Source organism: Pseudomonas cimarronensis (assembly GCF_049331905.1).
In the GTDB taxonomy this organism is placed as follows: domain Bacteria; phylum Pseudomonadota; class Gammaproteobacteria; order Pseudomonadales; family Pseudomonadaceae; genus Aquipseudomonas.
Map to the genome: position 1 here is coordinate 1,160,605 of NZ_CP186283.1, position 21,703 is coordinate 1,182,307.

Annotated in this window: 17 protein-coding genes; 10 read left to right on the forward strand and 7 right to left on the reverse strand. The window is 62.4% G+C overall.

Going from position 1 to position 21,703, the window contains the following annotated elements; genetic code table 11:
* Positions 1–5 precede the first annotated feature (5 nt).
* The 5 genes from parE (at position 6) to ACOCLD_RS05435 (ending at position 6,525) form a co-directional block, all read left to right on the forward strand.
* A complete protein-coding gene (gene parE, locus ACOCLD_RS05415; protein ID WP_422911142.1) occupies positions 6–1,904 on the forward strand; it encodes a DNA topoisomerase IV subunit B in 1,899 nt (632 codons plus the stop codon).
* Positions 1,904–2,887: an esterase-like activity of phytase family protein gene (locus ACOCLD_RS05420; protein WP_422911143.1), complete on the forward strand. Its 984-nt coding sequence runs from the start codon at positions 1,904–1,906 to the stop codon at positions 2,885–2,887. The genes parE and ACOCLD_RS05420 overlap by 1 nt, the downstream gene beginning before the upstream one ends.
* On the forward strand, positions 2,884–3,408 hold the full coding sequence (locus ACOCLD_RS05425; protein WP_233683531.1) for a retropepsin-like aspartic protease family protein: 525 nt from the start codon (positions 2,884–2,886) through the stop codon (positions 3,406–3,408). The genes ACOCLD_RS05420 and ACOCLD_RS05425 overlap by 4 nt, the downstream gene beginning before the upstream one ends.
* A gap of 7 nt (positions 3,409–3,415) precedes the next feature.
* Positions 3,416–5,674, forward strand: a complete 2,259-nt coding sequence (gene parC / locus ACOCLD_RS05430; protein ID WP_257776904.1) for a DNA topoisomerase IV subunit A — start codon at positions 3,416–3,418, stop codon at positions 5,672–5,674.
* Positions 5,675–5,817: 143 nt separating this feature from the next.
* Complete coding sequence (locus ACOCLD_RS05435) at positions 5,818–6,525, forward strand: PqiC family protein (protein ID WP_233683533.1); 708 nt, start codon at positions 5,818–5,820, stop codon at positions 6,523–6,525.
* Between the two features lie 58 nt (positions 6,526–6,583).
* Here ACOCLD_RS05435 and ACOCLD_RS05440 read toward each other — a convergent pair whose 3' ends face one another.
* Complete coding sequence (locus tag ACOCLD_RS05440; RefSeq protein WP_422911144.1) at positions 6,584–8,107, reverse strand: AhpA/YtjB family protein; 1,524 nt, start codon at positions 8,105–8,107, stop codon at positions 6,584–6,586.
* Positions 8,108–8,281: 174 nt separating this feature from the next.
* Between ACOCLD_RS05440 and serB the strand changes: the two genes are divergently transcribed.
* Positions 8,282–9,496: a phosphoserine phosphatase SerB gene (gene serB, locus ACOCLD_RS05445; protein ID WP_257776907.1), complete on the forward strand. Its 1,215-nt coding sequence runs from the start codon at positions 8,282–8,284 to the stop codon at positions 9,494–9,496.
* Between the two features lie 64 nt (positions 9,497–9,560).
* Here serB and ACOCLD_RS05450 read toward each other — a convergent pair whose 3' ends face one another.
* From ACOCLD_RS05450 to ACOCLD_RS05470, 5 genes are all read right to left on the reverse strand, one after another.
* On the reverse strand, positions 9,561–11,630 hold the full coding sequence (locus tag ACOCLD_RS05450; RefSeq protein ID WP_422911145.1) for an EAL domain-containing response regulator: 2,070 nt from the start codon (positions 11,628–11,630) through the stop codon (positions 9,561–9,563).
* 64 nt (positions 11,631–11,694) lie between these two features.
* Positions 11,695–13,500 carry a molecular chaperone gene (locus ACOCLD_RS05455; RefSeq protein ID WP_422911146.1) on the reverse strand — a complete coding sequence of 602 codons (1,806 nt, stop codon included), beginning with the start codon at positions 13,498–13,500 and terminating at the stop codon, positions 11,695–11,697.
* Positions 13,501–13,734: 234 nt separating this feature from the next.
* Positions 13,735–14,601, reverse strand: a complete 867-nt coding sequence (asd, locus tag ACOCLD_RS05460; RefSeq protein ID WP_422911762.1) for an archaetidylserine decarboxylase — start codon at positions 14,599–14,601, stop codon at positions 13,735–13,737.
* Between the two features lie 21 nt (positions 14,602–14,622).
* Positions 14,623–15,438 (reverse strand): rhodanese-like domain-containing protein, encoded by an 816-nt coding sequence (locus ACOCLD_RS05465; RefSeq protein ID WP_422911147.1) that lies wholly within the window; start codon positions 15,436–15,438, stop codon positions 14,623–14,625.
* Positions 15,439–15,484: 46 nt separating this feature from the next.
* Positions 15,485–16,999 (reverse strand): HDOD domain-containing protein, encoded by a 1,515-nt coding sequence (locus tag ACOCLD_RS05470; protein ID WP_422911148.1) that lies wholly within the window; start codon positions 16,997–16,999, stop codon positions 15,485–15,487.
* A 119-nt stretch (positions 17,000–17,118) separates the two neighbouring features.
* Between ACOCLD_RS05470 and motA the strand changes: the two genes are divergently transcribed.
* Together motA and motB are read left to right on the forward strand one after the other, a co-directional pair.
* A complete protein-coding gene (gene motA / locus ACOCLD_RS05475; protein ID WP_392540944.1) occupies positions 17,119–17,970 on the forward strand; it encodes a flagellar motor stator protein MotA in 852 nt (283 codons plus the stop codon).
* An 8-nt stretch (positions 17,971–17,978) separates the two neighbouring features.
* Positions 17,979–18,992: a flagellar motor protein MotB gene (gene motB, locus ACOCLD_RS05480; protein WP_422911149.1), complete on the forward strand. Its 1,014-nt coding sequence runs from the start codon at positions 17,979–17,981 to the stop codon at positions 18,990–18,992.
* A gap of 127 nt (positions 18,993–19,119) precedes the next feature.
* On the opposite strand, the gene rsgA is transcribed toward motB, so the two are convergent.
* A complete protein-coding gene (gene rsgA, locus ACOCLD_RS05485) occupies positions 19,120–20,151 on the reverse strand; it encodes a small ribosomal subunit biogenesis GTPase RsgA (RefSeq protein ID WP_233683543.1) in 1,032 nt (343 codons plus the stop codon).
* Between the two features lie 119 nt (positions 20,152–20,270).
* On the opposite strand from rsgA, the gene ACOCLD_RS05490 reads away from it, so the two are divergent.
* Together ACOCLD_RS05490 and orn are read left to right on the forward strand one after the other, a co-directional pair.
* Positions 20,271–21,044 (forward strand): class I SAM-dependent methyltransferase, encoded by a 774-nt coding sequence (locus ACOCLD_RS05490; protein ID WP_422911150.1) that lies wholly within the window; start codon positions 20,271–20,273, stop codon positions 21,042–21,044.
* A 95-nt stretch (positions 21,045–21,139) separates the two neighbouring features.
* On the forward strand, positions 21,140–21,682 hold the full coding sequence (orn, locus tag ACOCLD_RS05495; RefSeq protein ID WP_090249695.1) for an oligoribonuclease: 543 nt from the start codon (positions 21,140–21,142) through the stop codon (positions 21,680–21,682).
* Positions 21,683–21,703: the final 21 nt, after the last annotated feature.

A 21,703-nucleotide genomic window follows, 5' to 3' on the forward strand; every position in this document is an offset into this window, starting at 1 on the left:
ACCCCATGGCCCAGCAGAACACCTACAACGCCGATGCCATCGAAGTCCTTTCCGGCCTCGACCCGGTGCGCAAGCGCCCGGGCATGTACACCGATACCAGCCGGCCCAACCACCTGGCTCAGGAAGTCATCGATAACAGCGTCGACGAGGCGCTGGCCGGGCATGCCAAATCGATTCAGGTGATCCTGCACGAGGACAACTCCCTGGAGGTGCTCGACGACGGGCGCGGCATGCCCGTGGACATTCACCCGGAAGAGGGCGTGCCAGGCGTTGAGCTGATCCTCACCAAGCTGCATGCCGGCGGCAAGTTCAGCAACAAGAACTACCAGTTCTCTGGCGGCTTGCATGGCGTGGGTATCTCGGTGGTCAACGCGCTGTCGACAAGGGTGCTCGTCACGGTCAAGCGCGACGGCAACGAATACCAGATGAGTTTTGCCGACGGCTTCAAAGCCAGCGATCTGGCGGTGATCGGCACAGTCGGAAAGCGCAACACCGGTACCAGTGTGCACTTCTGGCCGGATGCCAAGTACTTCGACTCGCATAAGTTTTCTGTTAGCCGCCTCAAGCATGTGCTCAAGGCCAAGGCCGTGCTGTGTCCGGGGCTGGCGGTCAGCTTCGAGGACAAGGCCAGCGGCGAGAAAGTCGAGTGGCTGTATGAAGACGGCCTGCGTTCCTACCTGGTGGATGCCGTCAGTGAATTTGAACGACTGCCCAGTGAGCCCTTCTGCGGCGCGCTGGCCGGCAACAAGGAAGCCGTGGACTGGGCGCTGCTGTGGTTGCCGGAAGGCGGCGACGCGGTGCAGGAAAGCTACGTCAACCTGATCCCCACCGCGCAGGGCGGCACCCACGTCAATGGTCTGCGCCAGGGTCTGCTGGATGCCATGCGCGAGTTCTGCGAGTTCCGCAGCCTGCTGCCGCGCGGGGTCAAGCTGGCACCTGAAGACATCTGGGAGCGCATTGCCTTTGTCCTGTCGATGAAGATGCAGGACGCGCAGTTCTCCGGGCAGACCAAGGAGCGCCTGTCGTCCCGTGAAGCGGCGGCATTTGTCTCCGGCGTGGTCAAGGATGCCTTCAGCCTGTGGCTTAACGCCCACCCTGAACTCGGTCAGCAGCTCGCCGAGTTGGCGATCAGCAACGCCAACCGCCGCCTCAAAGCCGGCAAGAAAGTCGAGCGTAAACGCATCACTCAAGGCCCGGCACTGCCTGGCAAACTGGCGGACTGCGCCGGGCAGGACCCGATGCGTTCCGAGCTGTTTCTGGTCGAGGGTGATTCCGCCGGTGGCTCGGCCAAGCAGGCGCGGGACAAGGAGTTTCAGGCCATCATGCCGCTGCGCGGGAAGATCCTGAATACCTGGGAAGTCGACGGCAGCGAAGTGCTGGCTTCGCAGGAAGTGCACGATATCGCCGTGGCCATCGGCATCGATCCGGGCTCCAGTGATCTGGCCCAGCTGCGCTACGGCAAGATCTGCATCCTTGCCGACGCCGACTCCGACGGCCTGCACATCGCCACCTTGCTGTGCGCGCTGTTCGTCCGTCACTTCCGCCCGCTGGTGGATGCCGGTCACGTTTATGTAGCGATGCCGCCGCTGTACCGCATCGACCTGGGCAAGGAAATCTTCTACGCCCTGGATGATGCCGAGCGCGATGGCATCCTTGACCGCCTGGTGGCCGAGAAACGCCGTGGCAAGCCACAGGTCACCCGCTTCAAGGGCCTGGGTGAAATGAATCCGCCACAGTTGCGCGAAACCACCATGGACCCGAACACCCGGCGTCTGGTGCAACTGACCCTGGAGGACTATCCCGGCACTCAGGAAGTCATGGACATGCTGCTGGCCAAGAAACGCGCCGGTGACCGTAAATCCTGGCTGGAGTCCAAGGGTAACCTGGCCGAGGTGCTGCTCTGATGCAGCGCTTGCTGGCTGCATGCCTGCTGTTATGTGCGCCTTTGCTGAGTGCCGCTGCTGCGTTGGAAGAGCTGCAACTGCTTAACGAGCGGCCGGTAGAGGGCGTCAGCGGCGGCAATCTCTCGGGGCTGGCCTGGTGCGACAGCGTGCTGTGGGTGGTATCCGACCGTGATGACCGGCAGATCTACCGTTTGGCAGGGCAAGATACGCAGTGGCAGGCCACGGCCGAGCCTTTTGTCGCGCCGCCCCCGCCGGATGTCCGGTTGCCCTGGGGGCTGCGTATGCGCAGCTGGCTGGCCGGACTGGTGCGCGGTGGCGAGCTGGATTTCGAAGGCCTGAGCTGCGACGCCGCAGGCAACCGCTACCTGGTCAGTGAGGCACATGCCGCCGTGCTGCAATTGCCGGTGATGGGTGAGCCGAACTGGCTCAAGCTGCCTCAGGGCTTGGTGCGCCAGGCGCGGGCCAGCGGCATGCTGCTGCACCACAACTCGCTGTTTGAAGGAGTTGCCGTCGATCCGGCAGGTGAGCGCCTGTACCTGGCCGCCGAGCGCATGCGCCGTGGCCTGCTGGTGGTGCACAAACAGCGCGCCACCTGGCGCTGCACTGGCGGTTGCGTGCTGTTCAGCGAGGCTGGCAGCGAAGCCGGGCCGGAGCAACTGGGCAGCAAGGCGCAGCCACGGGATTTCTCCGGACTGGCGTTCTATAACGAAAAACTCTTCACCCTGGAGCGTCAGGCGCACCGTATCTGTCGGCGCAGCCTGAGCAATGGTCAGGTTGAGAAGTGCTGGTCGTTTGCCGCCGAAGCGCTGACCCCGGAGCGTCGTTACTCGCCATCCTACGGCCTGGCCGAAGCGCTGTGGGTGAATCAGGACGGTGCCTGGGTCGGTGTCGACAATGGCCGTTTCAGCCGCGCCGACGGTGAGTCGCGGCCGATCATCTGGCAGTTTGCCGCGCCGAAAGGCGGCTGGGGCAGCAAGCCGTGAGTGAACAGCCCGCTGGCAAGCGCGCCGGCCGAGTGATGCTGGTGCTGGCCTGGGGCGCGGCTTTGCTGTTGGCCACGCAGTTCTTTGCCGACTGGGAAGAGGGCCGCCGCAATCCCAACCGTGCGCCTGAGTCGCAGCATGGCAACGGTTATGTCGAGGTAAACCTGGCCAGTGGCCGGCAGGGGCACTACATGGCTGGCGGCAAGATCAATGGCGAGGCAGTGACCTTTCTCCTCGACACCGGTGCCACCCAGGTGGCGGTGCCCACCGAGGTGGCGCAGCGTCTGGGTTTGCAAGCCGGCGCAGCGATCACCATCAGTACGGCCAATGGCCGCGCCACCGCGCACCGCACTCGCCTGGCTCGTCTGGAATTGGGCGATATCGTCCTGACCGACGTAGAGGCTTTGATCGCCCCCGGCATGGGCGGCGATGACGTATTACTGGGCATGAGCGCCCTGAAACAACTCGAATTTACCCAGCGCGGCGGCACCTTGGTGCTGCGCCAATCCACCTTGCAATGAGGCACGCATGAGCGAACCCCTCGATTTGAGCCTGGACGGTGTAGAGCGCCGTTCCCTTGCCGACTTCACCGAGCAGGCTTACCTCAACTATTCCATGTACGTGATCATGGACCGCGCCCTGCCGCATATCGGCGACGGCCTGAAGCCTGTGCAGCGGCGCATCGTCTACGCCATGAGCGAGCTGGGCCTGGACGCCGATTCCAAGCACAAGAAGTCGGCGCGTACCGTCGGTGACGTGCTCGGCAAGTTCCACCCGCACGGCGACAGCGCCTGCTACGAAGCCATGGTGCTGATGGCGCAGCCATTCAGCTACCGCTACACCCTGGTCGACGGCCAGGGCAACTGGGGTGCACCGGACGATCCCAAGTCCTTCGCCGCCATGCGTTACACCGAGGCGCGCTTGTCGCGTTATTCCGAGGTGCTGCTCACCGAGCTGGGTCAGGGCACCGTGGACTGGGTGCCGAACTTCGACGGCACGCTGAATGAGCCGGCCACGCTTCCGGCGCGCCTGCCCAACCTGCTGCTCAATGGCACCACCGGCATCGCCGTGGGCATGGCCACTGATGTGCCGCCACACAACCTGCGCGAAGTGGCAGCGGCCTGTGTACGCCTGCTGGATCAGCCGGATGCCACGGTCGAGCAGCTCTGCGAACACGTGCTCGGCCCGGACTTCCCTACCGAGGCGGAAGTCATCACTCCGCGTAGCGACCTGCTGAAAATCTATGAAACCGGCCGTGGTTCGGTGCGCATGCGCGCCGTGTACCGCATCGAGGACGGCGATATCGTGGTCACCGCGCTGCCGCATCAGGTATCCGGGGCCAAGGTACTGGAGCAGATTGCCGCGCAGATGCAGGCCAAGAAGCTACCAATGGTCGCCGACCTGCGTGATGAGTCGGACCACGAAAACCCGTGCCGCATCGTCATCATCCCGCGCTCCAACCGCGTCGATGCCGATGAACTGATGACCCACCTGTTTGCCACCACCGAGCTGGAATCCAGCTACCGGGTCAACACCAACGTCATTGGTCTGGATGGCAAACCGCAGGTGAAGAACCTGCGTCAGCTGCTGCGCGAATGGCTGGAATACCGAGTGGGCACCGTACGCCGGCGTCTGCAGTTCCGCCTGGACAAGGTGGAGAAACGTCTGCACCTGTTGGAAGGTTTGCTGGTGGCCTTCCTTAATCTGGATGAAGTGATTCATATCATCCGCACCGAAGATCAACCCAAACCAGTGCTGATGGCACGCTTCGGCCTGACCGACGTGCAAGCCGATTACATTCTCGATACCCGCCTGCGTCAGCTCGCGCGTCTGGAAGAGATGAAGATTCGCGGCGAGCAGGACGAGCTGGCCAAGGAGCGCGCCAAGCTGCTGGCCCTACTCGGCAGTGAGGCCAAGCTGAAGAAGCTGGTGCGGGACGAAATCATCAAGGATGCCGAAACCTACGGTGATGATCGCCGCTCGCCAATTGTGGCCCGTGCCGAAGCCCGCGCTCTGTCTGAAACCGAGTTGCTGCCGACCGAGCCGGTGACTGTCGTAGTGTCCGAGAAGGGCTGGGTACGCTGTGCCAAAGGCCACGATATCGATGCCACCGGGCTGTCCTACAAGGCCGGCGATGGTTTCAAGGTCGCCGCGCCCGGCCGCTCCAATCAGTACGCGGTGTTTATCGACTCCACCGGGCGCAGTTATTCGCTGGCGGCGCATACCTTGCCTTCGGCGCGCGGCCAGGGCGAGCCGCTGACCGGCCGTCTGACGCCGCCGCCGGGCGCGACCTTCGAATGTGTGCTGTTGCCAGATGACAGCGCGCTGTACGTGATCGCCTCTGACGCGGGCTACGGCTTTGTGGTCAAGGGTGAAGACCTGCAAGCCAAGAACAAGGCAGGTAAAGCCCTGCTTAGCCTGCCGGCTGGCGCCCTGGTGGTGCCGCCGAAAGCGCTGGCTAACCGTGAGGAAGACTGGCTGGCGGCGGTCACCACCGAAGGCCGTCTGCTGCTGTTCCCGGTGCGTGACCTGCCACAGCTGGGCAAGGGCAAAGGCAACAAGATCATCGGCATCCCTGGTGAGCGGGTTGCGTCGCGTGAGGAATACCTCACCGATCTGGCCGTGCTGCCGGTCGGCGCGACGCTGGTATTGCAGGCCGGCAAGCGTACCCTGTCGCTGAAAGCCGATGACCTGGAGCACTACAAAGGCGAGCGCGGCCGGCGCGGCAACAAGCTGCCGCGCGGCTTCCAGCGTGTCGACAGCCTGCTGGTCGAGGTTCAGGGCTAGCGGATGCATGCGGCTACAGTGTCGCGCTGGAGTCGCGCGTGGCTTTCAAGGATGATACGCAGCCGCAAGGCGGGTCGTGGTAAGTGACCCGCCGGCACCTAATAGGTATGCACGCCGGTGGTTCTGCCGGCTGGATGAGTGAGATGACTGCACTGCGTTTCCCCGCAATTCTGCTGCTGGCGGGCGTGCTCGGCCTGGCCGGCTGTACCCGCTATCAGCAAACACCGCTGTACCAGCTGGACAGTGGCAATATCCGCGTGCCAGCGGCCGAGCAGGGTGTGGCTGTGCTGATTGGGCCGGTGGCGATTGCCGATTACCTGCAGCGTGAAGCCCTGTTGCAGCGTCAGGCCGATGGCAGCCTGACCGCCGCCGAGGATGCGCGTTGGGCCGGCAGCCTGGCGGCCGAAATTGACCAGCAGCTTTTACGTCAGCTGGCTTCGCGTCTGGACAGCCAGCGTCTGGTGCTGGCACCGGCCACTGCCGGCTTTGTCCCGCAGGTGCGCCTCGGCTTGTCGATTACCCGTCTGGATTCCGGCCCGCAGCGCCCAGCCGTGCTGGAAGCGCAATGGCGTCTGGCCGGAGCGGACGGCAAGCTGCTGGATGGTCGTCTGGTGCGCCTGGAAGAGGCGCACAGTGGCAGCATTGTGGATCAGGTGCGTGCGCAGAGCTTGGTGCTGCAACAGTTGGTCGAGCAGCTGGCTGACGCTGTGCAAACCCATGGCAAGCCCGCACCAGTGGCCACTCCCGCGCCAGCGCGCAAGCCGGCTCCGGCCAAGCCAGCAGCGCCCGCCGTACCCCGTATACCGGTGGCTGAGCCGATTCGCAGCGAAGGTGAAGTGTTCCGCTTCTAGCAATACCCCATAACCCCATAAAAAACCCGCCGATTGGCGGGTTTTTTATGGGTGCTGATCAGCGGCTTTCGTGCATGCGCGCCAACTGGCGCTCCAGCAGCGAAGGGTAAGGCTCCAGCAGACGCTCGACGCAGCATGCGCCCTGGGGGCTGGCGATGGCGCGGATGCGGGCGCGCTGGCTGACCAGGGCATCGTCGGCGACGCTGCGCTCGACCAGCAGCAGGTTGCGGCTGTGCTGCGACAACGCCAGGGCGTTCTGCGCCGTTTCGCTGAGCAGCAGGTCGCCCTGGCTGAGGTTTGTCAGGTTTTCCCCAAGGGTCAGGCCGAGCTGCAGTTGCAGGGTAATGCCACTGTCCGCCACTTCGATCTGCAGGGCATGGCCGAGGGCGCGCATCAGTTCACCGCAGCAGATAGCGTGGGTCAGGTAATCCTCGTCGCAGTCCAGCTGATGGAACAGCATCAGGCTGCTGCCGTCGCTCAAGGTGTGCAGCTCGCCCTGATACAGGCTGGCGGCCTGGTTCAGGCAGTCCCGGTAGCGTTGCAGCAGCTCCATCAGGCGCGCACGCGGCAGGCGCCGCAGTTGTTCCTGGGCGCCCAGCTGAATGGCCAGAACGGCACTGGGCAGGGCCTGCTGGATCACTGCTGGCGGTGCCTGTGTTGGCTCGCTGTGGTCGCGAAGGTCGGCAAAAGGGTCATCCACTGCGCTGTCGTATTCATCGCTGGCGCTGGCCTGTGGGGCTGGCACTTCATCCTCAACGTCGAAACGCTCATCGTGAAGATCCGGGACGCTGAAGTCCGGTTCGTTGTCGAACGACTCCTCGAGGTAGTCGTCTTCATCCTGGGCAACAGGCTCTTCGTCGTAGGCCTGTTCTTCGACCAGCACAGGTTTTTCTGGCACCAGGCGCGCTTGCAGCTGGCGCGCCAGATCGCCGATTTCGTCCTGGCGACCGGCGCCGGGTGCCGGATCATCTGGGTCACGCAGCCAGACGCGCAACTGCAGCAGCGGCGTGGAAATATGCCGGCCCAGGCGCATGCTCAGGGACAGAGTCAAGGCCAGCAGAATCAGGCTGAGGATGCCCATGCTCTGCAGGCTGATGGTCATCGGCTGTTGGAATTGCTGCATATCGAGGCTGATGCGCAGCTGCCCGGCGATCACTTCCTGAAAGGTAATCGGCGTCGAATACAGCCCTTCGGTTTCCCCCAGCATGCTCTGGCTCGGGCGCGAGCCGGCTTCGGCGAGGATGCGGTTGTCCACGCTGTAGATCGCGGCGTGGGCCACCAGCGGGTTTTTCACCAGGTTATTGAGCAGCACGTTGAGGCTGAGAATGTCGTTGGACACCAGCAGTTCGGTTGCCGAGGCGGCCGTCTGGGTAATCAGGCTGGTGCCCAGGGCTTCGGCTTGCTGCTGCATGGCGTGCTTGAACTGCATGCCGATCACCCAGCCATAGATCACCAGGGCCAGGGCCACCAACAGCAAACTGTGGCTGACAATCCGCAATGCCAGGGGAATGCGTCGTTGGCGCAGGGCCTGGAACAGCAGGAGGAAGAAATTATCGGGTTTTACGGGGGCGGGCCGGTTCACAGAGCTCGGCTCTTGTCGACTGTAGTTGGCGCGCAGTATAGCGGTGCCCCCGCAGTGGGCAAAGCGCCGTGCGTGGCTGTTTGCCGGTGAAAATGGGTAGAATGTGCGCCTTTTCCACGGCGTGTGATCTGTTCAACACGCCGCTGCCCTTGACGCTGTCCCGGAGACCGAGCCTTGCGCGAAATCGTCCTGATCAATATCACCGGCGAAGATCGCCCCGGTTTGACTGCCGCCATCACTGGCGTACTGGCCCAGGGTGGGGTGAATATCCTCGATATCGGCCAGGCGGTGATCCACGACACGCTGTCGTTCGGCATTTTGGTGGAAATTCCCGACAGTGCTGCCGCCTCGGCCGTGCTCAAGGACATTCTCTTCACTGCTTACAAGCTCGATCAGCAGGTGCGCTTTACCCCGGTGTCCGAAGCGGACTACCAGCAGTGGGTCAGCGGCCAGGGCAAGGCCCGGCATATCGTTACCCTGTTGACCCGCAAGGTCACGGCCGAGCAGCTGCAGCGCGTCAGCGCGATTACCGCGCGTTATGACCTGAATATCGACCATATCGACCGTCTCTCCGGGCGCATGCCGCTGGATATGCCGGCCGAGCAGGGCAAAGGCTGCATCGAGTTTTCGGTGCGTGGCGAGCCGGCCGACCCAGCCGCTCTGCGTGCTGAGTTCCTCAGCGTGGCCCAGGAGCTGAATGTCGACATCGCCTTTCAGCGTGATTCGCTGTTCCGTCGCAACCGTCGTTTGGCGGTGTTCGATATGGATTCGACGCTGATCGAGGCGGAAGTCATCGACGAGCTGGCCAAGGCCGCCGGTGTGGGTGAGCAGGTATCCGAAATCACCGAACGCGCGATGCGCGGCGAGCTGGATTTTGCCGCCAGCTTTCGTGAGCGCCTGGCGCTGCTCAAGGGGCTGCCGGAAACCGTGTTGGCGGACATCGGCGCTTCGTTGCGCCTGACCGAGGGTGCCGAGACGCTGTTCAGCGAATTGCGTCGGCTGGGTTACAAGACTGCAATCCTGTCGGGCGGTTTTACCTATTTTGCCAAACAGCTGCAGGCCAAGCTGGGTATCGATTATGTGTTTGCCAATGAGTTGCAGATTGTCGATGGCCTGGTGACGGGTGTAGCGGTCGAGCCGATTGTCGATGCTCAGCGCAAGGCCGATTTGCTGCGCGAGCTGGCAGCCAAGGAAGGGCTGCGTCTGGAGCAGACCATTGCCGTGGGCGACGGTGCCAATGACCTGCCGATGCTGGCCATTGCCGGCCTGGGCGTGGCGTTCCGCGCCAAGCCGCTGGTCAAGCAGTCGGCCAAGCAGGCGATTTCCACCCTGGGGCTGGACGGCATTCTCTATCTGCTGGGTTTCCGTGACCGCGATGGTCAGGAATAAGTGCCAGGCAATAAAAAGCCGCCTACGGGCGGCTTTTTATTGCCTGATTTGAGGGCGCTGAGCCCTACTCGTCCCCAGCAGCGAAGTCGTAGTCCATCGACTGGCTCGGCCCCTGCAGGTAATGGCCCTGGATATAGTTGACCCCGGCCTGCCAGAGGGTGGCCAGCACGCTGGCGCTCTCGACGAAGGGCACGATGGTCAGCTTGGCCTGGGAGTGCAGGCTGGCCAGGAGGGTTTTCAGGGCTTCCTGATTGTCCGCCTTGCTCAGGTCCTGGGAGAACGAGCTGTCGACTTTGACGAAGTCGATATGCAGGTGCTTGAGCGTGTTGAATGGATTCAGCGAGCAACCGAACTGAGTCAGCGCAGTTTTGCAATGCAGCTCGTTGAGACCCTGGGTGATGGCCTTGGCCTGTTTCAGGTAAGCAATCGCATCCGGCTCGCTGAACTGGAAGACCAGTGAGTCCGAAGGCAGGCGGGCGGCTTTCAAGGCCACGCTGAGCCACGGCAGCAGGGTCTGGTCCTGTAGGCTGGCGCTCGACAGGTGCACGAACAGGCGGGTGTTGTGACCTTTACTGCGATGGTCGGCGAGCAGCTTGATCGAGTTGAGGATCACCCAGCGATCGATTTTCTCGGCCAGCCCGGCGTCCTTGGCCGCGTTGAACAGATCCACGGGTGGGATTTCTTCGCCCTGCGGGTTGATCAGGCGCAGCAAGGCTTCGTAATGCTCGAAGCTGTCGCCACGCAGGCTGATGATCGGCTGGAACAGCAGACGGAAGCTGTTGTTTTCCAAGGCCTGCTGGATCATCGCGACGATGTTGCCGCGGCTGGCTGCGGCGGCCAGTTCATCGGCTGGGTTGAATAGCTTGAGGGCATTGCCGTCGCTCAGCTCATCGGCGCAGCGGTGGGCGCGATCAACCACTTCCTGGGCCTTGGCGGTCTTCTCGTTGAGCCCGGCCACGCCAATCGACAACGTGCTTTGCACGGTGCGGCCGCTGACGTCGAACAGGTGGCCTTCGACTTTTTTCAACAGGCTGGTCAGCTGTTCGCGGGTGCTCTCCGGGCTGACGCCGGGTTGCAGTACGGTAAACACGTCATCGCCAAAGCGGGCCAGTTGCGCGTCGGCGCTGAAGTGCGCGCGCAGCAGATTGGCCAGGTCGGTGAGCAGGATGTCGATACCCGCCAGGCCGATATCGGCCAGCAGGCTGGCATAGCGGTCGACACGGATGTAGGCGAGGCTCGAAGGCTGGCCAGCATTCACTGCGCGCTCGGCGGCGCTGTCCATCAGTTCGAGGAAGTGGGTGCGGTTGAACAACCCGGTGACCAGATCCTGGCTGCTGATTTCACGCAGCTTTTCTTCCAGTTCGGCATTGCCGATTTCGGCGCGAATCACCACCTGGATGCACGGCTCGCCATCGTAGGTGGCCGGGGAAAAGCTCATCTGCGCCTGGAAGCTCTGGCCATTGGCCTTGATGCCGGTGCAGTTGAGCTCGGCATTGCCTTCGGCGCTCTGATAATTCTTCAGGAAGTCCTTGAAGCTGGATTGGTCGCTGCCGCCGATCAGGTCGATCATCGGCATGCCTTCCAGTTCGTCGGCATCTTCGTAGGCGAACAGCTCCAGGTAGGCGCGGTTGGCGTAGATGTGCATGCCGTCGTGCACATAGGTAATTGCATCAACCGAGCTGTCGAGCAGCAACTGGCAACGTTTTTCCGCTTCGCGCAGTGCCACTTCCGAGGCGCGGCGGGCACGGCGCTCTTCCAGATTGGCCAGCTCGCGCTTGGCCACAAGAACCAGGCGTTCATCCTCGCCTTGCGGCATGGCGTCCTGAGCACCGAGCATCAGGGCTTCGGTGACGCTGTCGGAGTCGTTGTCGCTGAGTAGCTGAATAACCGGAATGTCTTTGGCCTGGCGGCGGATGGCGCCAATCGCTTCGCTGGGCGGCAGTTGTTCGCTGCTGGGAGCACAGATCAACAGATCCCAGCTTTGTTGCAGGGCTTCAGTGAGGTCGTCGCTGGAGGTCAGGCGATGCACACGGGTCGCGCGGCCGGCGTTGCGGAACAGGCTGACCAGTCGTTCGGCCTCGTTCTGCGAATCTTCGAGAATCAGCAGCCGTATGGTTTTTTTTTCAATGGCCATGGCGTGGTATCAAATCTGCGCCGAACGGGCGCGAAAAGGCGACAAAAGGGAGTGCGTCGGCAATCTACAGCGACTTCCAGAGTGAGTCAAAGTCTTCCTCCCCGCCTGGCGTGCGGCTTTTCGGCGCTGTGACGGGCTTCCCGTGATCGCTGTTGGCCTGTTCGACACTGCGGTATTCGAACTGGTTGAAACTGCCGGTGCTGGTCTGGCGTCGACTGAGCACGGCGCGGTGTTCGCTGCCGTTGAGGTTGATGCTGACCTTGTTGCCTTCCTGGAACGGCAAGCGTGCCGTGATCAGACTGGCTGGACGTGAGATGGCGCTGATCTCCGGCAGCAGCAGGGCGCGCAGGTACTGGCTGTTTTGCTCGGCCTTGCGTACCAATTGCAGGCCGCAGGCCTGGGCGTGCGGGGCAATCAGCTCAATGCCCATCTGCGTGCCGCCGCCGCGTACCTGGCGAATCCAGCGCACCACGGCAATGCTCCAGCCCTGCTTGGGTAAGCCTTGTACGCCGAGCAGCTCGCCGGCCTGCAACTGGCTGGGGACTTCCTTCGGCCAGGACAGGCAATAGCCGCCTGGGCTGATATTGACGATGGCCACTTCATAGGTCGGATAGCTTTCAGCGCTGCTCGGTTCGGCGGCAGCTGCGCCTTTGGCGGGCGCGTTGTACTGGATTTCCTCGAAAGGCAGGCCGTTCTCCCAGAGGTTGGTTTTCTGCGCATCGAAGGCATTCGACCAGACGTCCGGTGCGCCGGTGTCGGGCTTGAACACAGCGGCATTGGTGGTCTCGGGCAGTTGCAGCACTTCGTTGAACGGACGCTTGCCGGCCAGGTGGTAGTGCAGCGAGCTCATGCCGATGCACAGGGTCAGGGCGCCCTGGCCCTGGCTGCGCTGGAAGGTGCGTTCGGCAATATCGCCCCAAGCGGCTGCCAGGTGCTGCAGCATGTCCTGGCTGAAACCTTCCGGGACCAGCAGGCGCGACTGGGCCAGGTTCTCGGCCGGCAGCAGCAGGTGTTCCTTGATCGCATCGACCAGCGCGCTGGGGTCAATGCCAACGGCATTGTGCAGTTCATTCTGCTGGAACAAGGAGATGTAGCGCGGTGGGCCATCCAGTTGCGGGGCCACGGCAAACAGGCTGGAGGCCTGATCGCCCGCTTGCAGAGTAGCCAGGGCGCTCCATGGCTCAAGCACCTCGGCGAGGCGGGCGATGGCGCTCTGGCGCATCTGGTTGCAGCGGGCGCAGCCCAGAAGCAGAGCTACCAGATAGCTTTGCTCGGTGCTCAGCCCCTGAGTGTGGAGGGCTTGGCTGTCACGAATCAGCACCTTGTGCAGGTCACGGGCACGGGCAATCTGATACAGCTGGTGCAACTCCAGCCACAGCCCTTCGGGCACCGGGCAGTACAGCTGGCTGGCGCGAATCAGTGGGCCGCAGAGGCTGTGGGTCGAGCGTTGCAGGGCGACGGCGAGCAGTTGGTTGCGTTCGCGATTAGCCTGGGCGGCCAGGCGTGCGACGATCAATTTGTAGCCGATGGCCAGGTGGTTTTGCAGGGCCTGGCACAGGTTGGCGACCTTGCGCGGGCGTTCATCGAGAACGATGGCCTGGTTGAGGAAGTGCTTTTCGAGCTGCTTGCAGACGAAATAGATTTCCGGGCGGAGAATTTCCAGCAGTTGCAGACGATTTTCCGACGGAGTCAGCAGCTGGTTGAGTTCAACCAGGGCCTGGTAGAGCTGGCGTGCGGTTTCACCAATATTGGCTTTGGGCAGGCCGTCCACCCATTTTTTCAGGTCGCGGGGGCTGGCTTCGCAGAATGACAGGCTTTGCTTGTCTGGCGTGGTGACGCGCAGCAGCAAGTGAGAATTCTGTTTATCCATCTAAATCAGAGGCTCCAGCACACAGGCAAGGCGGGTGAATCTAAGAATTATGTTTCGACTCTAGCAGTATCTCGCAGGCCCCGCAGCCAAGACCTTGGCGCGATTGCCGTCAGGGTGTGGTAAACCAACCGCTACGGGGCACGCATTTGTGACTGCATATGACATGCGCAGGTTCACTGGCGTGCTCGGTGGATGGCACACGCCGCCGCAGCGGCGTGTGCTGTATGGCGTTAATCAAGCACGCGGCGTGCCGAGGCCCTGGCCCATGCGTACCGGGCTGTTGGCCGCCAGTTCAGCAGCCCACTGCACCTGTTCGGGGCCAAACAACACAATGGCGGTGGAACCCAGTTTGAAACGCCCCAGTTCTGCGCCTTTTTCCAGGTGGATCGGCGCGCGGGCGGCTTCGTCGTATTTGACGGTTTTCAGGGTGCGTTTGGGTGGCGTGACCAAGCCGGCCCAGACGGTTTCGATCGAGGCAACGATCATCGCGCCAACCAGTACCACAGCCATAGGTCCGCGCTCGGTGTCGAACAGGCAGACCACGCGCTCGTTGCGGGCAAACAGCTCAGGCACATTCTCGGCCGTGGTCTGGTTGACCGAGAACAGCCGGCCCGGCACATACACCATTTCTTTCAGGGTGCCGGCCAGCGGCATGTGCACGCGGTGGTAATCCTTTGGCGACAGGTAGATGGTGGCGAAGTCGCCGCCCATAAAGGCCGCAGCGCGCTCAGTGTCGCCGCCCAACAGCTCGATCACGCTGAAGCTGTGGCCCTTGGCCTGAAAGACCCGGCCTTGTTCGATCTTGCCGAGCTGGCTGACCGCGCCGTCAGCTGGGCAGAGTACTGCACCCGGTGTGCTGTCGAGCGGGCGCGCGCCATCTTTCAAGGCGCGAGTGAAGAAGTCATTGAAGTGGGCAAAGGCGCTGAGGTCTTCGACCTGGGCCTCGCTCATATCGACCTGATACTGCTTGGCGAACCAGTCGATCAGGCGGTTCTTGAACCAGCCTGCGCGGCACTCCGCTGCGCAGCCGATCAGGCGCGACAGCAGGTGGTGGGGCAGCAGGTACTGACTGAGGATAAACAGACGATCTTTCATGGAGATTCCTTAAGTAGAGGCGGGCGTTCAGCGCTCGACGGGGGTGTCAGGGTGGTTGCCCCATTCGCCCCAGGAGCCGGCATAGGCTTTTACGCGTGGATAGCCCAGAACCTTGGCGGCCAGGTAGGTGAAGCCTGAACGGTGATGGGTCTGGCAGTGGGTGATGATTTCCTTGTCAGCGGTAATGCCGAGACTGTCGAGTTGGGTTTGCAGGTCCTGGCGCATGCGCAGTGCGCGCGCCGGGTCCATGCCAGCGGTCCATTCGAAGTTGATTGCCCCAGGGATGTGCCCGGCTTTCTGCGCGAGGACTTTTGCACCGCTGTATTCGCCCGGCGAGCGAGCATCCCAGATCGCCAGGTCAGTGGCGCCGAGGCGGCTTTGCAGGTATTCGCGGCTGGCGGTGGGCGCATCATTCAGGGTCAGGGTCACGCTGGCGTTGCCGGCTTGCGGCGTTTCACTGCTGAGCGGGCGCTCCTCGGCCAGCCAGGCGTGCAGGCCGCCATCCAGGTAGTGGTAGTGCGCGTGGCCAATCACATCCAGCAGCCAGATAAAGCGCCCGGCCCAGCCGCCGCCTTCATCGTCGTAGACCACGTAGACCGCGTCCGGGTTGTGCCCCAGCTCGCTGAACAATTGCTCCAGCTGTTCGCGTTCAGGTTGCAGGCCTGGCGCTGGTGGCTGGCCCAGCTGGGTGCGCTTGGGGTCGACAAAGCGTGCGCCGGGGATATGGCCGGCGGCATAACGCGCGGTGCTGGTCAGGTCGACCAGAATCAGCTCGGAGGCGTTCAGGCGGCTGGCCAGTTGGGCCGGCTCGATCAATAGGGGCAACTCAGCGAAGGCGGTCATGCCGGGCCTCTTCATGGTTATCAAGGGGGCGAATTGTAGCGGAAGCCTAGCGCCCACGGCTGGCAAAGGTGCTCAGTGCCCGCTCAATGCATTGCACGGTTTTGCCAAAACCCTGCACGCTGGCCTCGCTGAAGGTGCTACCCGCCTGATCGGCAAAGATCAGCATGACCACTCGGTTGTTATTGGCCAGCGAGCGAATCAGCAGGTGTTCACTGGGGAACAGGCTTTTCAGGGTGCCAGGCAGGGTGGCCGAGAACTGGGCAATGTTGCTTGGGCCGAGGCGCAGTTGCGCCGGCGCGCTGAGCAGGCGGCGCAGTAACTGGCTCTGCTGCGGGTCAAGGCTGAGGCTGTCGGCCGACTTGTCCAGGCCGCTGTTCTGCTGGGTCATCAGGCGCGTGTGATTACGGTCCGCGAGGAGAATCAGCACACGCTGCATGCCACAGGCTTGCAGTGCCTGGTTGGCACAGGCTGTGAGTTGCAGGACGTTGCTAAAGGCACTGGGCTGCGCGAGAAGCTGGGCGCAGTGTTGCCGCCATGCGCTGACCACCACGGGGTTCGGCGGCTCGACGACGGCCTGCAAGTGGCGCGCCTGCCATGGCCAGAGCAAGGCTTCGGCTGGGTGCCAGAGATCGCTGCGGTACACCTGGCGCGCACTGCTGACGGCGTGCTGGTGCACCTGTTGCTGCAGGGTATCCAGAGGCAGTTGCAGGAACAGACCGGTCAGGCGTTGCCAGCGCAGGCTGTGCGGGCTGTTCCAGGCATAGTGCGCGGAAATCGCCAGGCAGTTGGCGAGCAGGATGCTGTTGGCGGGCTGGGTCAGCCAGCGGCGCAGATTGCTGTCATCATCCAGGCATTGTTGCTGTTGCAGCGGGTGCTCATTGTTGTGGGCAATGTGCAGTGCTTTGACCAGTAGGCGGCGGTCGTTCACCAGCAGGCGGTAGCCGAGGGTGATCCACTCGGGTAGTCGCCAGTGTTCGCTGAGGGCCAGGCACAGCTTGAGCAGGGGCACGCCGAGCAGGTCCTGCTCCACCGTGCTTGCCGCCTCACCCTTGACCAGTACCCGTTGTTCCCAGGCGTCAAACAGTTCGGGGTGGGCGGCCAGCAAGGTCCATACGGGGGCAAGGAACAGCATGCTGCCCCAGTGCACTTCCTGCCACAGGCGGGCCAGACGCCCGGCAAACAGGCCGTTGGCCTGCTGGCTGGAGTGTTGGCTGATCAGCTGAATCTGGCGCAGCGCCTTGGGCAGATCCTGTTCGGGCAGGGCGGGCAGGCGGTTGAGCAGTGCTTCGGTACGACTCAGGCCGAGGCGGCTGATGGCGGCTTCGAGGCTGTCGGTCTGCTCGCTGAGCCCGCTGCTTTTGCTGTTGGCTTCGCGCAGGACGCTGAGGGCCAGCGCCGGGCAACTTTGCATCAGGTCGGCCAGTTCACGCCGTGAACGGCTGCTGTCGGCAAGGGCCCGGCGCAGGGTTTGCACGCTGTCGCTGGAGGCGGGCAATAGCTGGCTGTCCAGCTTCTTGAGCCAGTCGTTGAGCGTGCGCGGAGAATGGACTGGCTTATGCATGTGGGTTGAGACAAGCTGGCTTTTGACCTTAACTGGCTATAGTCTCGCGCAAAACTTCCGATAAATAGAAGGGTTGTTTTGCACAGCCCCTTTCTACCCTCTCTGGCAAGTCTCTTTTTATGGCAAAAATCATTGGCATCATTGTTGTATTCGCCAGCGTGTTGGGCGGTTTTATTCTCTCGGGCGGCCAGTTTATGGCGTTGGTTCACCCCTTTGAGATCTTGATCATCGGTGGTGCAGCGTTAGGGGCTTTCCTGCAGGCCAACCCCGGCAGCGCCTTTATGCATGTGTTCAAGAAGTCGCTGAGCATGTTCAGTTCGCGCTTCAGCCATGCCTACTACCTTGATGTGCTCAAGCTGCTGTACGAGATTCTCAACAAGAGCCGCCGTGAAGGCATGATGGCCATTGAGGCCGATGTTGAAGATCCGGCGGCCAGCCCGATTTTCAGCAAGTATCCGGGCATTCTCAAAGATCAGCAGATGACCTCCTTTATCTGCGATTACCTGCGCATCATGTCCTCCGGCAACATGGCGCCGCATGAGTTGGAAGGCCTTTTCGATATGGAAATTGCCAGCCTCAAGGAAGAAATCGAACACCCTGCGCATGCTGTAGCCAAGGTGGCTGACGGTATGCCGGCCATGGGTATCGTGGCGGCGGTATTGGGTATCGTGATCACCATGTCGATTCTCGCCGAAGCGGATAACGCGGAGATCGGGCAGAAGGTCGGTACGGCGCTGGTGGGTACCTTCTTCGGGATTCTGGCGTCCTACGGCTTTTTTGGCCCCCTGGCGGCCGCTCTCGAACATGATGCCAAGGAAGAGGTGAATGTCTACGAGGCTATCAAGGCCGGGTTGGTGGCCTCGGCTTCGGGTATGCCACCGTCGCTGGCGGTGGAGTTCGCCCGTAAGGTGCTTTACCCGGCGCATCGGCCGAGCTTTAGCGAGCTTGAACAGGCCATGCGTGGGGGCTAAGGCGCAGCATGGAAAATAATCAGCCGATTATCGTCAAGCGGGTCAAAAAGGTCGCGGGCGGCCATCATGGTGGTGCCTGGAAAATTGCCTTTGCCGACTTCGCTACGGCGATGATGGCGTTCTTTCTGGTGATGTGGCTGATGACGGTGGCCACGCCTGAGCAGAAGAAGCTTATTTCCGGCTACTTTCAGGATCCGGTGGGTTTTTCGGAAAGCGCCAGCCCTTATGTGATCGACCTGGGCGGTACGCCGACCCCCGCGCCTGACCGTACCCTCAACCCGGAGCCCAAGGACGAGCAGACCCCAGCCGAGGATGCTCAGGCCGACATCAACAAGGAGCAGGCCGAATCGATAGCTGAGGAGGTCGAGCGCGAGCGCTTGGAGTTGCTGCTGCAGGAGTTGCAGAACAAGGTCGAGGAAAACCCTCAGCTGCAGAACTTCAAGGATCAGATTCTGTTCGAGATCACCCAGGACGGCTTGCGTATCCAGATCATGGATGCTGAGAACCGGCCGATGTTCGCCTCCGGCAGCGCGCGCTTGCAGCCCTATTTCGAAGACATTCTGCTGGCCATGACCGACACCATCGCCGCAGTGCCGAACAAGATCAGCGTGAGTGGTCATACCGATGCGGCGCCCTTTGTCGGGCGTGGCGGCTATGGCAACTGGGAGCTGTCGTCTGATCGCGCCAATGCGGCGCGACGTGTGCTGATTGCCGGTGGCTATGACGATGAGCAGGTGGCGCGGGTGGTGGGCTATGCCTCGTCGGCCTTGTTTGATCGTGAGAAGCCGCTCAATCCGGTCAACCGGCGTATCGATATCGTCGTGCTGACCAAAAAGGCCCAGCGCGCCATCGAAGGCGAGCAAGGTGACTCGGCCTCAGAGGCGCCAGCGGTCGAAGCCGGCGCGGCTCCAGCTGCCACCACACCGGCAAGCCCGAATGAGCCGTTGCCGGACGGTCAGTTGCGTGAACGACTGAATATCTTTGAAGACGGCGTGTTGCAGTTTGATCAGCCCGCAGAATAACGGGCGTTAAAATCAACAAAAAGGCCGCGACATGTCGCGGCCTTTTTGTTGATGGCTTGCCGGCCTTGGCTGCCACCCATGCAGAATCGTCGTGGCGCGAGGTTCAAACATCGCGCCCGGCGATTTTTCAGTACTCGGCTTCCGGCAGGCTGGCCAGGATATGCCGGTAGCTGGCCATGCGCTGTGGATGCAGGCGGCCATCTTCCAGGGCCTTGAGCAGCGCGCAGCCCGGTTCGCGGTCGTGCTTGCAGTCGCGGAAGCGGCATTGGCCGATCAGCTCGTGAAACTCGATAAAGCCGGCTTCGACATCGTCACGGCTGACGTGCACCAGACCGAACTCGCGAATCCCTGGGGAGTCGATCAGCTCGCCGCCGCCGGGGAAGTGGAACAGTCGTGCGGTGGTGGTGGTGTGGGTGCCTTTGCCGGTCAGCTCGGAGAGCGGCCCGACGCGGGTATCGACTTCTGGCAACAGGCTGTTGACCAGCGATGATTTGCCAACCCCGGACTGGCCGACGAATACGCTGACATGGCCATCGAGTTGCTGTTGCAACTGCTGCATGCCGTCGCCGCCGTGGGCCGAGACTTCCAGCAGCGGATAACCGAGCTCGCGGTACACGCCGAGCATGCGGTTGAGGGCCACGGCATTCTGTTCATCCAGCAGGTCGGTCTTGTTCAGCAACAGCAGCGGGCGGATGCCGGCGTGCTCGGCGGCTACCAGATAGCGGTCGATCAGGTTGGCGTGGGGCTCGGGCAGCGGGGCAAAGACGATCACGATCAGGTCGACGTTGGCCGCGACTGGCTTGAGCTGGCCACGGGTGTCCGGGCGACAGAGTTCGGTGCTGCGTGGCAATTGCGCGACGATCACGCCAATGCCCTGGTTGCCGGCGCGCCACACCACCTGGTCACCAGTGACCATGGTCGGCAGGTTGGCGCGCAGATGGCAACGGAATACCTGGCCGGCCAGCTCGCCATCCAGGGCTTCTACTTCGACCTGGACGCCGAAGTGCGCGATGACCAGGCCGGTCTGTTCCGGGCCGAGATCGCCGCCTTCAAGAATCTGTACGGCCTGCGACTCGCGCTTGGCTGCGCGGGCAGCACGCTCGCCCTGGATTTTTTCGATACGCCAGTTTTGCCGGCGGTTGAGTTGGCGTTTGGCCATGGGTCTTCCGAGAGTTGAATTACGCAATAAACGGTCGCGAGTCTAGCACGGGCTGCCTATTGGGCTGCTGGCACGGCTAAACTGCGGCGCATCATCGGTCGGACGGTTGAGGAGTCTGCATGCTGCGCGTTGTTCGCCATTATCCGGCGCTGCTGGCCTTGTCTGCTCAACTGGGCGCGACCCTGCTGGTCGGTTTGGCGCTGTACCTGATCGCTCAGCTGTCACCCTGGCGCCCAACGCTGATGGCTGCCGGCCTGCTGCAAGGTTTGCTGGCTGCCACGCTGGCGCGCTATCTGGGATTGTCGCGCTGGTGGTGCGGCTTGAATCTGCTGTTTGTCCCGGCGCTGCTGCTGGCCAGTGGCGCGCCGCTGCCCTCCTGGGTGTTTCTCGGAGGGTTTGTCTTGCTGCTGCTACTCAACTGGAACAGCTTTGGCGAGCGGGTGCCGTTGTACCTGACCGCAGCCGGTACGCGTCAGCATTTGCGCGCAGTGCTTGACCAGCAACCCGCGCAGTTTCGCTTTATCGATCTGGGCTGCGGTCCTGCCGGCACGCTGCTGAGCTTGGCCCGTCATTACCCGCAGGCGCAGTTTGTTGGCGTGGAGACCGCGCCGCTGTCCTTTGTCATCGCCTGGCTGCGCGCCTTGCCCCGGCGCAATTGCCAGATTCGCTATGAAAACCTCTGGCGCACCGATCTGGCGCTTTTCGATGTGGTGTATTGCTTCCTCTCGCCTGCGCCGATGCCCGAACTCTGGGCCAAGGCCTGCGCGCAGATGCCCGCAGGTAGTCTGCTGATCAGCAACACCTTCGAGGTGCCAGGACAGCCGGCGGATCAGCAGATCGAACTGCACGACTGGCGCCAGTCCCGTTTGTTGCTGTGGCGCATGCGCGGCTGATCTATTCACTCTTCGCTTGAGCACAATGCTGTCAGTCGAACGCAGTAGTTCTTCGGCGGCCTGTTAAACTGTCGGCCTTAGTTGAGGAGCCGCGCATGCAGAACGCCAATAACCTGATCTGGATCGACCTGGAAATGACCGGTCTGGAGCCTGAAACAGACGTCATCATCGAGATGGCTACCATCGTTACCGACAGCGACCTGAACATCCTCGCCGAAGGCCCGGTAATTGCCGTGCACCAGAGTGATGAGCTGCTGGCTGGTATGGATGAGTGGAACACCCGCACTCACGGGCAAAGCGGCCTGACCCAGCGCGTACGCGAAAGCACCATCGGCCCGGCCGAAGCGGAAGCCATGACCATCGCTTTCCTTGAACAGTGGGTGCCGAAGGGCAAGTCGCCGATCTGCGGCAACAGCATCGGTCAGGACCGGCGCTTCCTTTACAAGTACATGCAGAACCTGGAAGCCTACTTCCACTACCGCTATCTGGATGTCTCGACCCTGAAAATCCTCGCCGGCCTGTGGGCACCGCAGGTCAAGGAGTCGTTCCAGAAGCAGGGTACGCACCAGGCACTGGACGATATCCGTGAGTCCATCGCTGAGTTGAAGCACTACCGCCAGCACTTCCTCAAAGTGTGATGCATAAAAAAGCCCGCGACT

Excerpts from the sequence above, each read along its gene's own strand:
- ACOCLD_RS05435 (WP_233683533.1), top strand. The coding sequence starts at position 5,818 with ATGACTGCACTGCGTTTCCCCGCAATTCTGCTGCTGGCGGGCGTGCTC.
- ACOCLD_RS05470 (WP_422911148.1), bottom strand. The coding sequence starts at position 16,999 with ATGCATAAGCCAGTCCATTCTCCGCGCACGCTCAACGACTGGCTCAAG.
- motA (WP_392540944.1), top strand. The coding sequence starts at position 17,119 with ATGGCAAAAATCATTGGCATCATTGTTGTATTCGCCAGCGTGTTGGGC.
- ACOCLD_RS05450 (WP_422911145.1), bottom strand. The coding sequence starts at position 11,630 with ATGGCCATTGAAAAAAAAACCATACGGCTGCTGATTCTCGAAGATTCG.
- motB (WP_422911149.1), top strand. The coding sequence starts at position 17,979 with ATGGAAAATAATCAGCCGATTATCGTCAAGCGGGTCAAAAAGGTCGCG.
- ACOCLD_RS05420 (WP_422911143.1), top strand. The coding sequence starts at position 1,904 with ATGCAGCGCTTGCTGGCTGCATGCCTGCTGTTATGTGCGCCTTTGCTG.
- ACOCLD_RS05455 (WP_422911146.1), bottom strand. The coding sequence starts at position 13,500 with ATGGATAAACAGAATTCTCACTTGCTGCTGCGCGTCACCACGCCAGAC.
- rsgA (WP_233683543.1), bottom strand. The coding sequence starts at position 20,151 with ATGGCCAAACGCCAACTCAACCGCCGGCAAAACTGGCGTATCGAAAAA.
- orn (WP_090249695.1), top strand. The coding sequence starts at position 21,140 with ATGCAGAACGCCAATAACCTGATCTGGATCGACCTGGAAATGACCGGT.
- parC (WP_257776904.1), top strand. The coding sequence starts at position 3,416 with ATGAGCGAACCCCTCGATTTGAGCCTGGACGGTGTAGAGCGCCGTTCC.
- parE (WP_422911142.1), top strand. The coding sequence starts at position 6 with ATGGCCCAGCAGAACACCTACAACGCCGATGCCATCGAAGTCCTTTCC.
- ACOCLD_RS05465 (WP_422911147.1), bottom strand. The coding sequence starts at position 15,438 with ATGACCGCCTTCGCTGAGTTGCCCCTATTGATCGAGCCGGCCCAACTG.
- ACOCLD_RS05490 (WP_422911150.1), top strand. The coding sequence starts at position 20,271 with ATGCTGCGCGTTGTTCGCCATTATCCGGCGCTGCTGGCCTTGTCTGCT.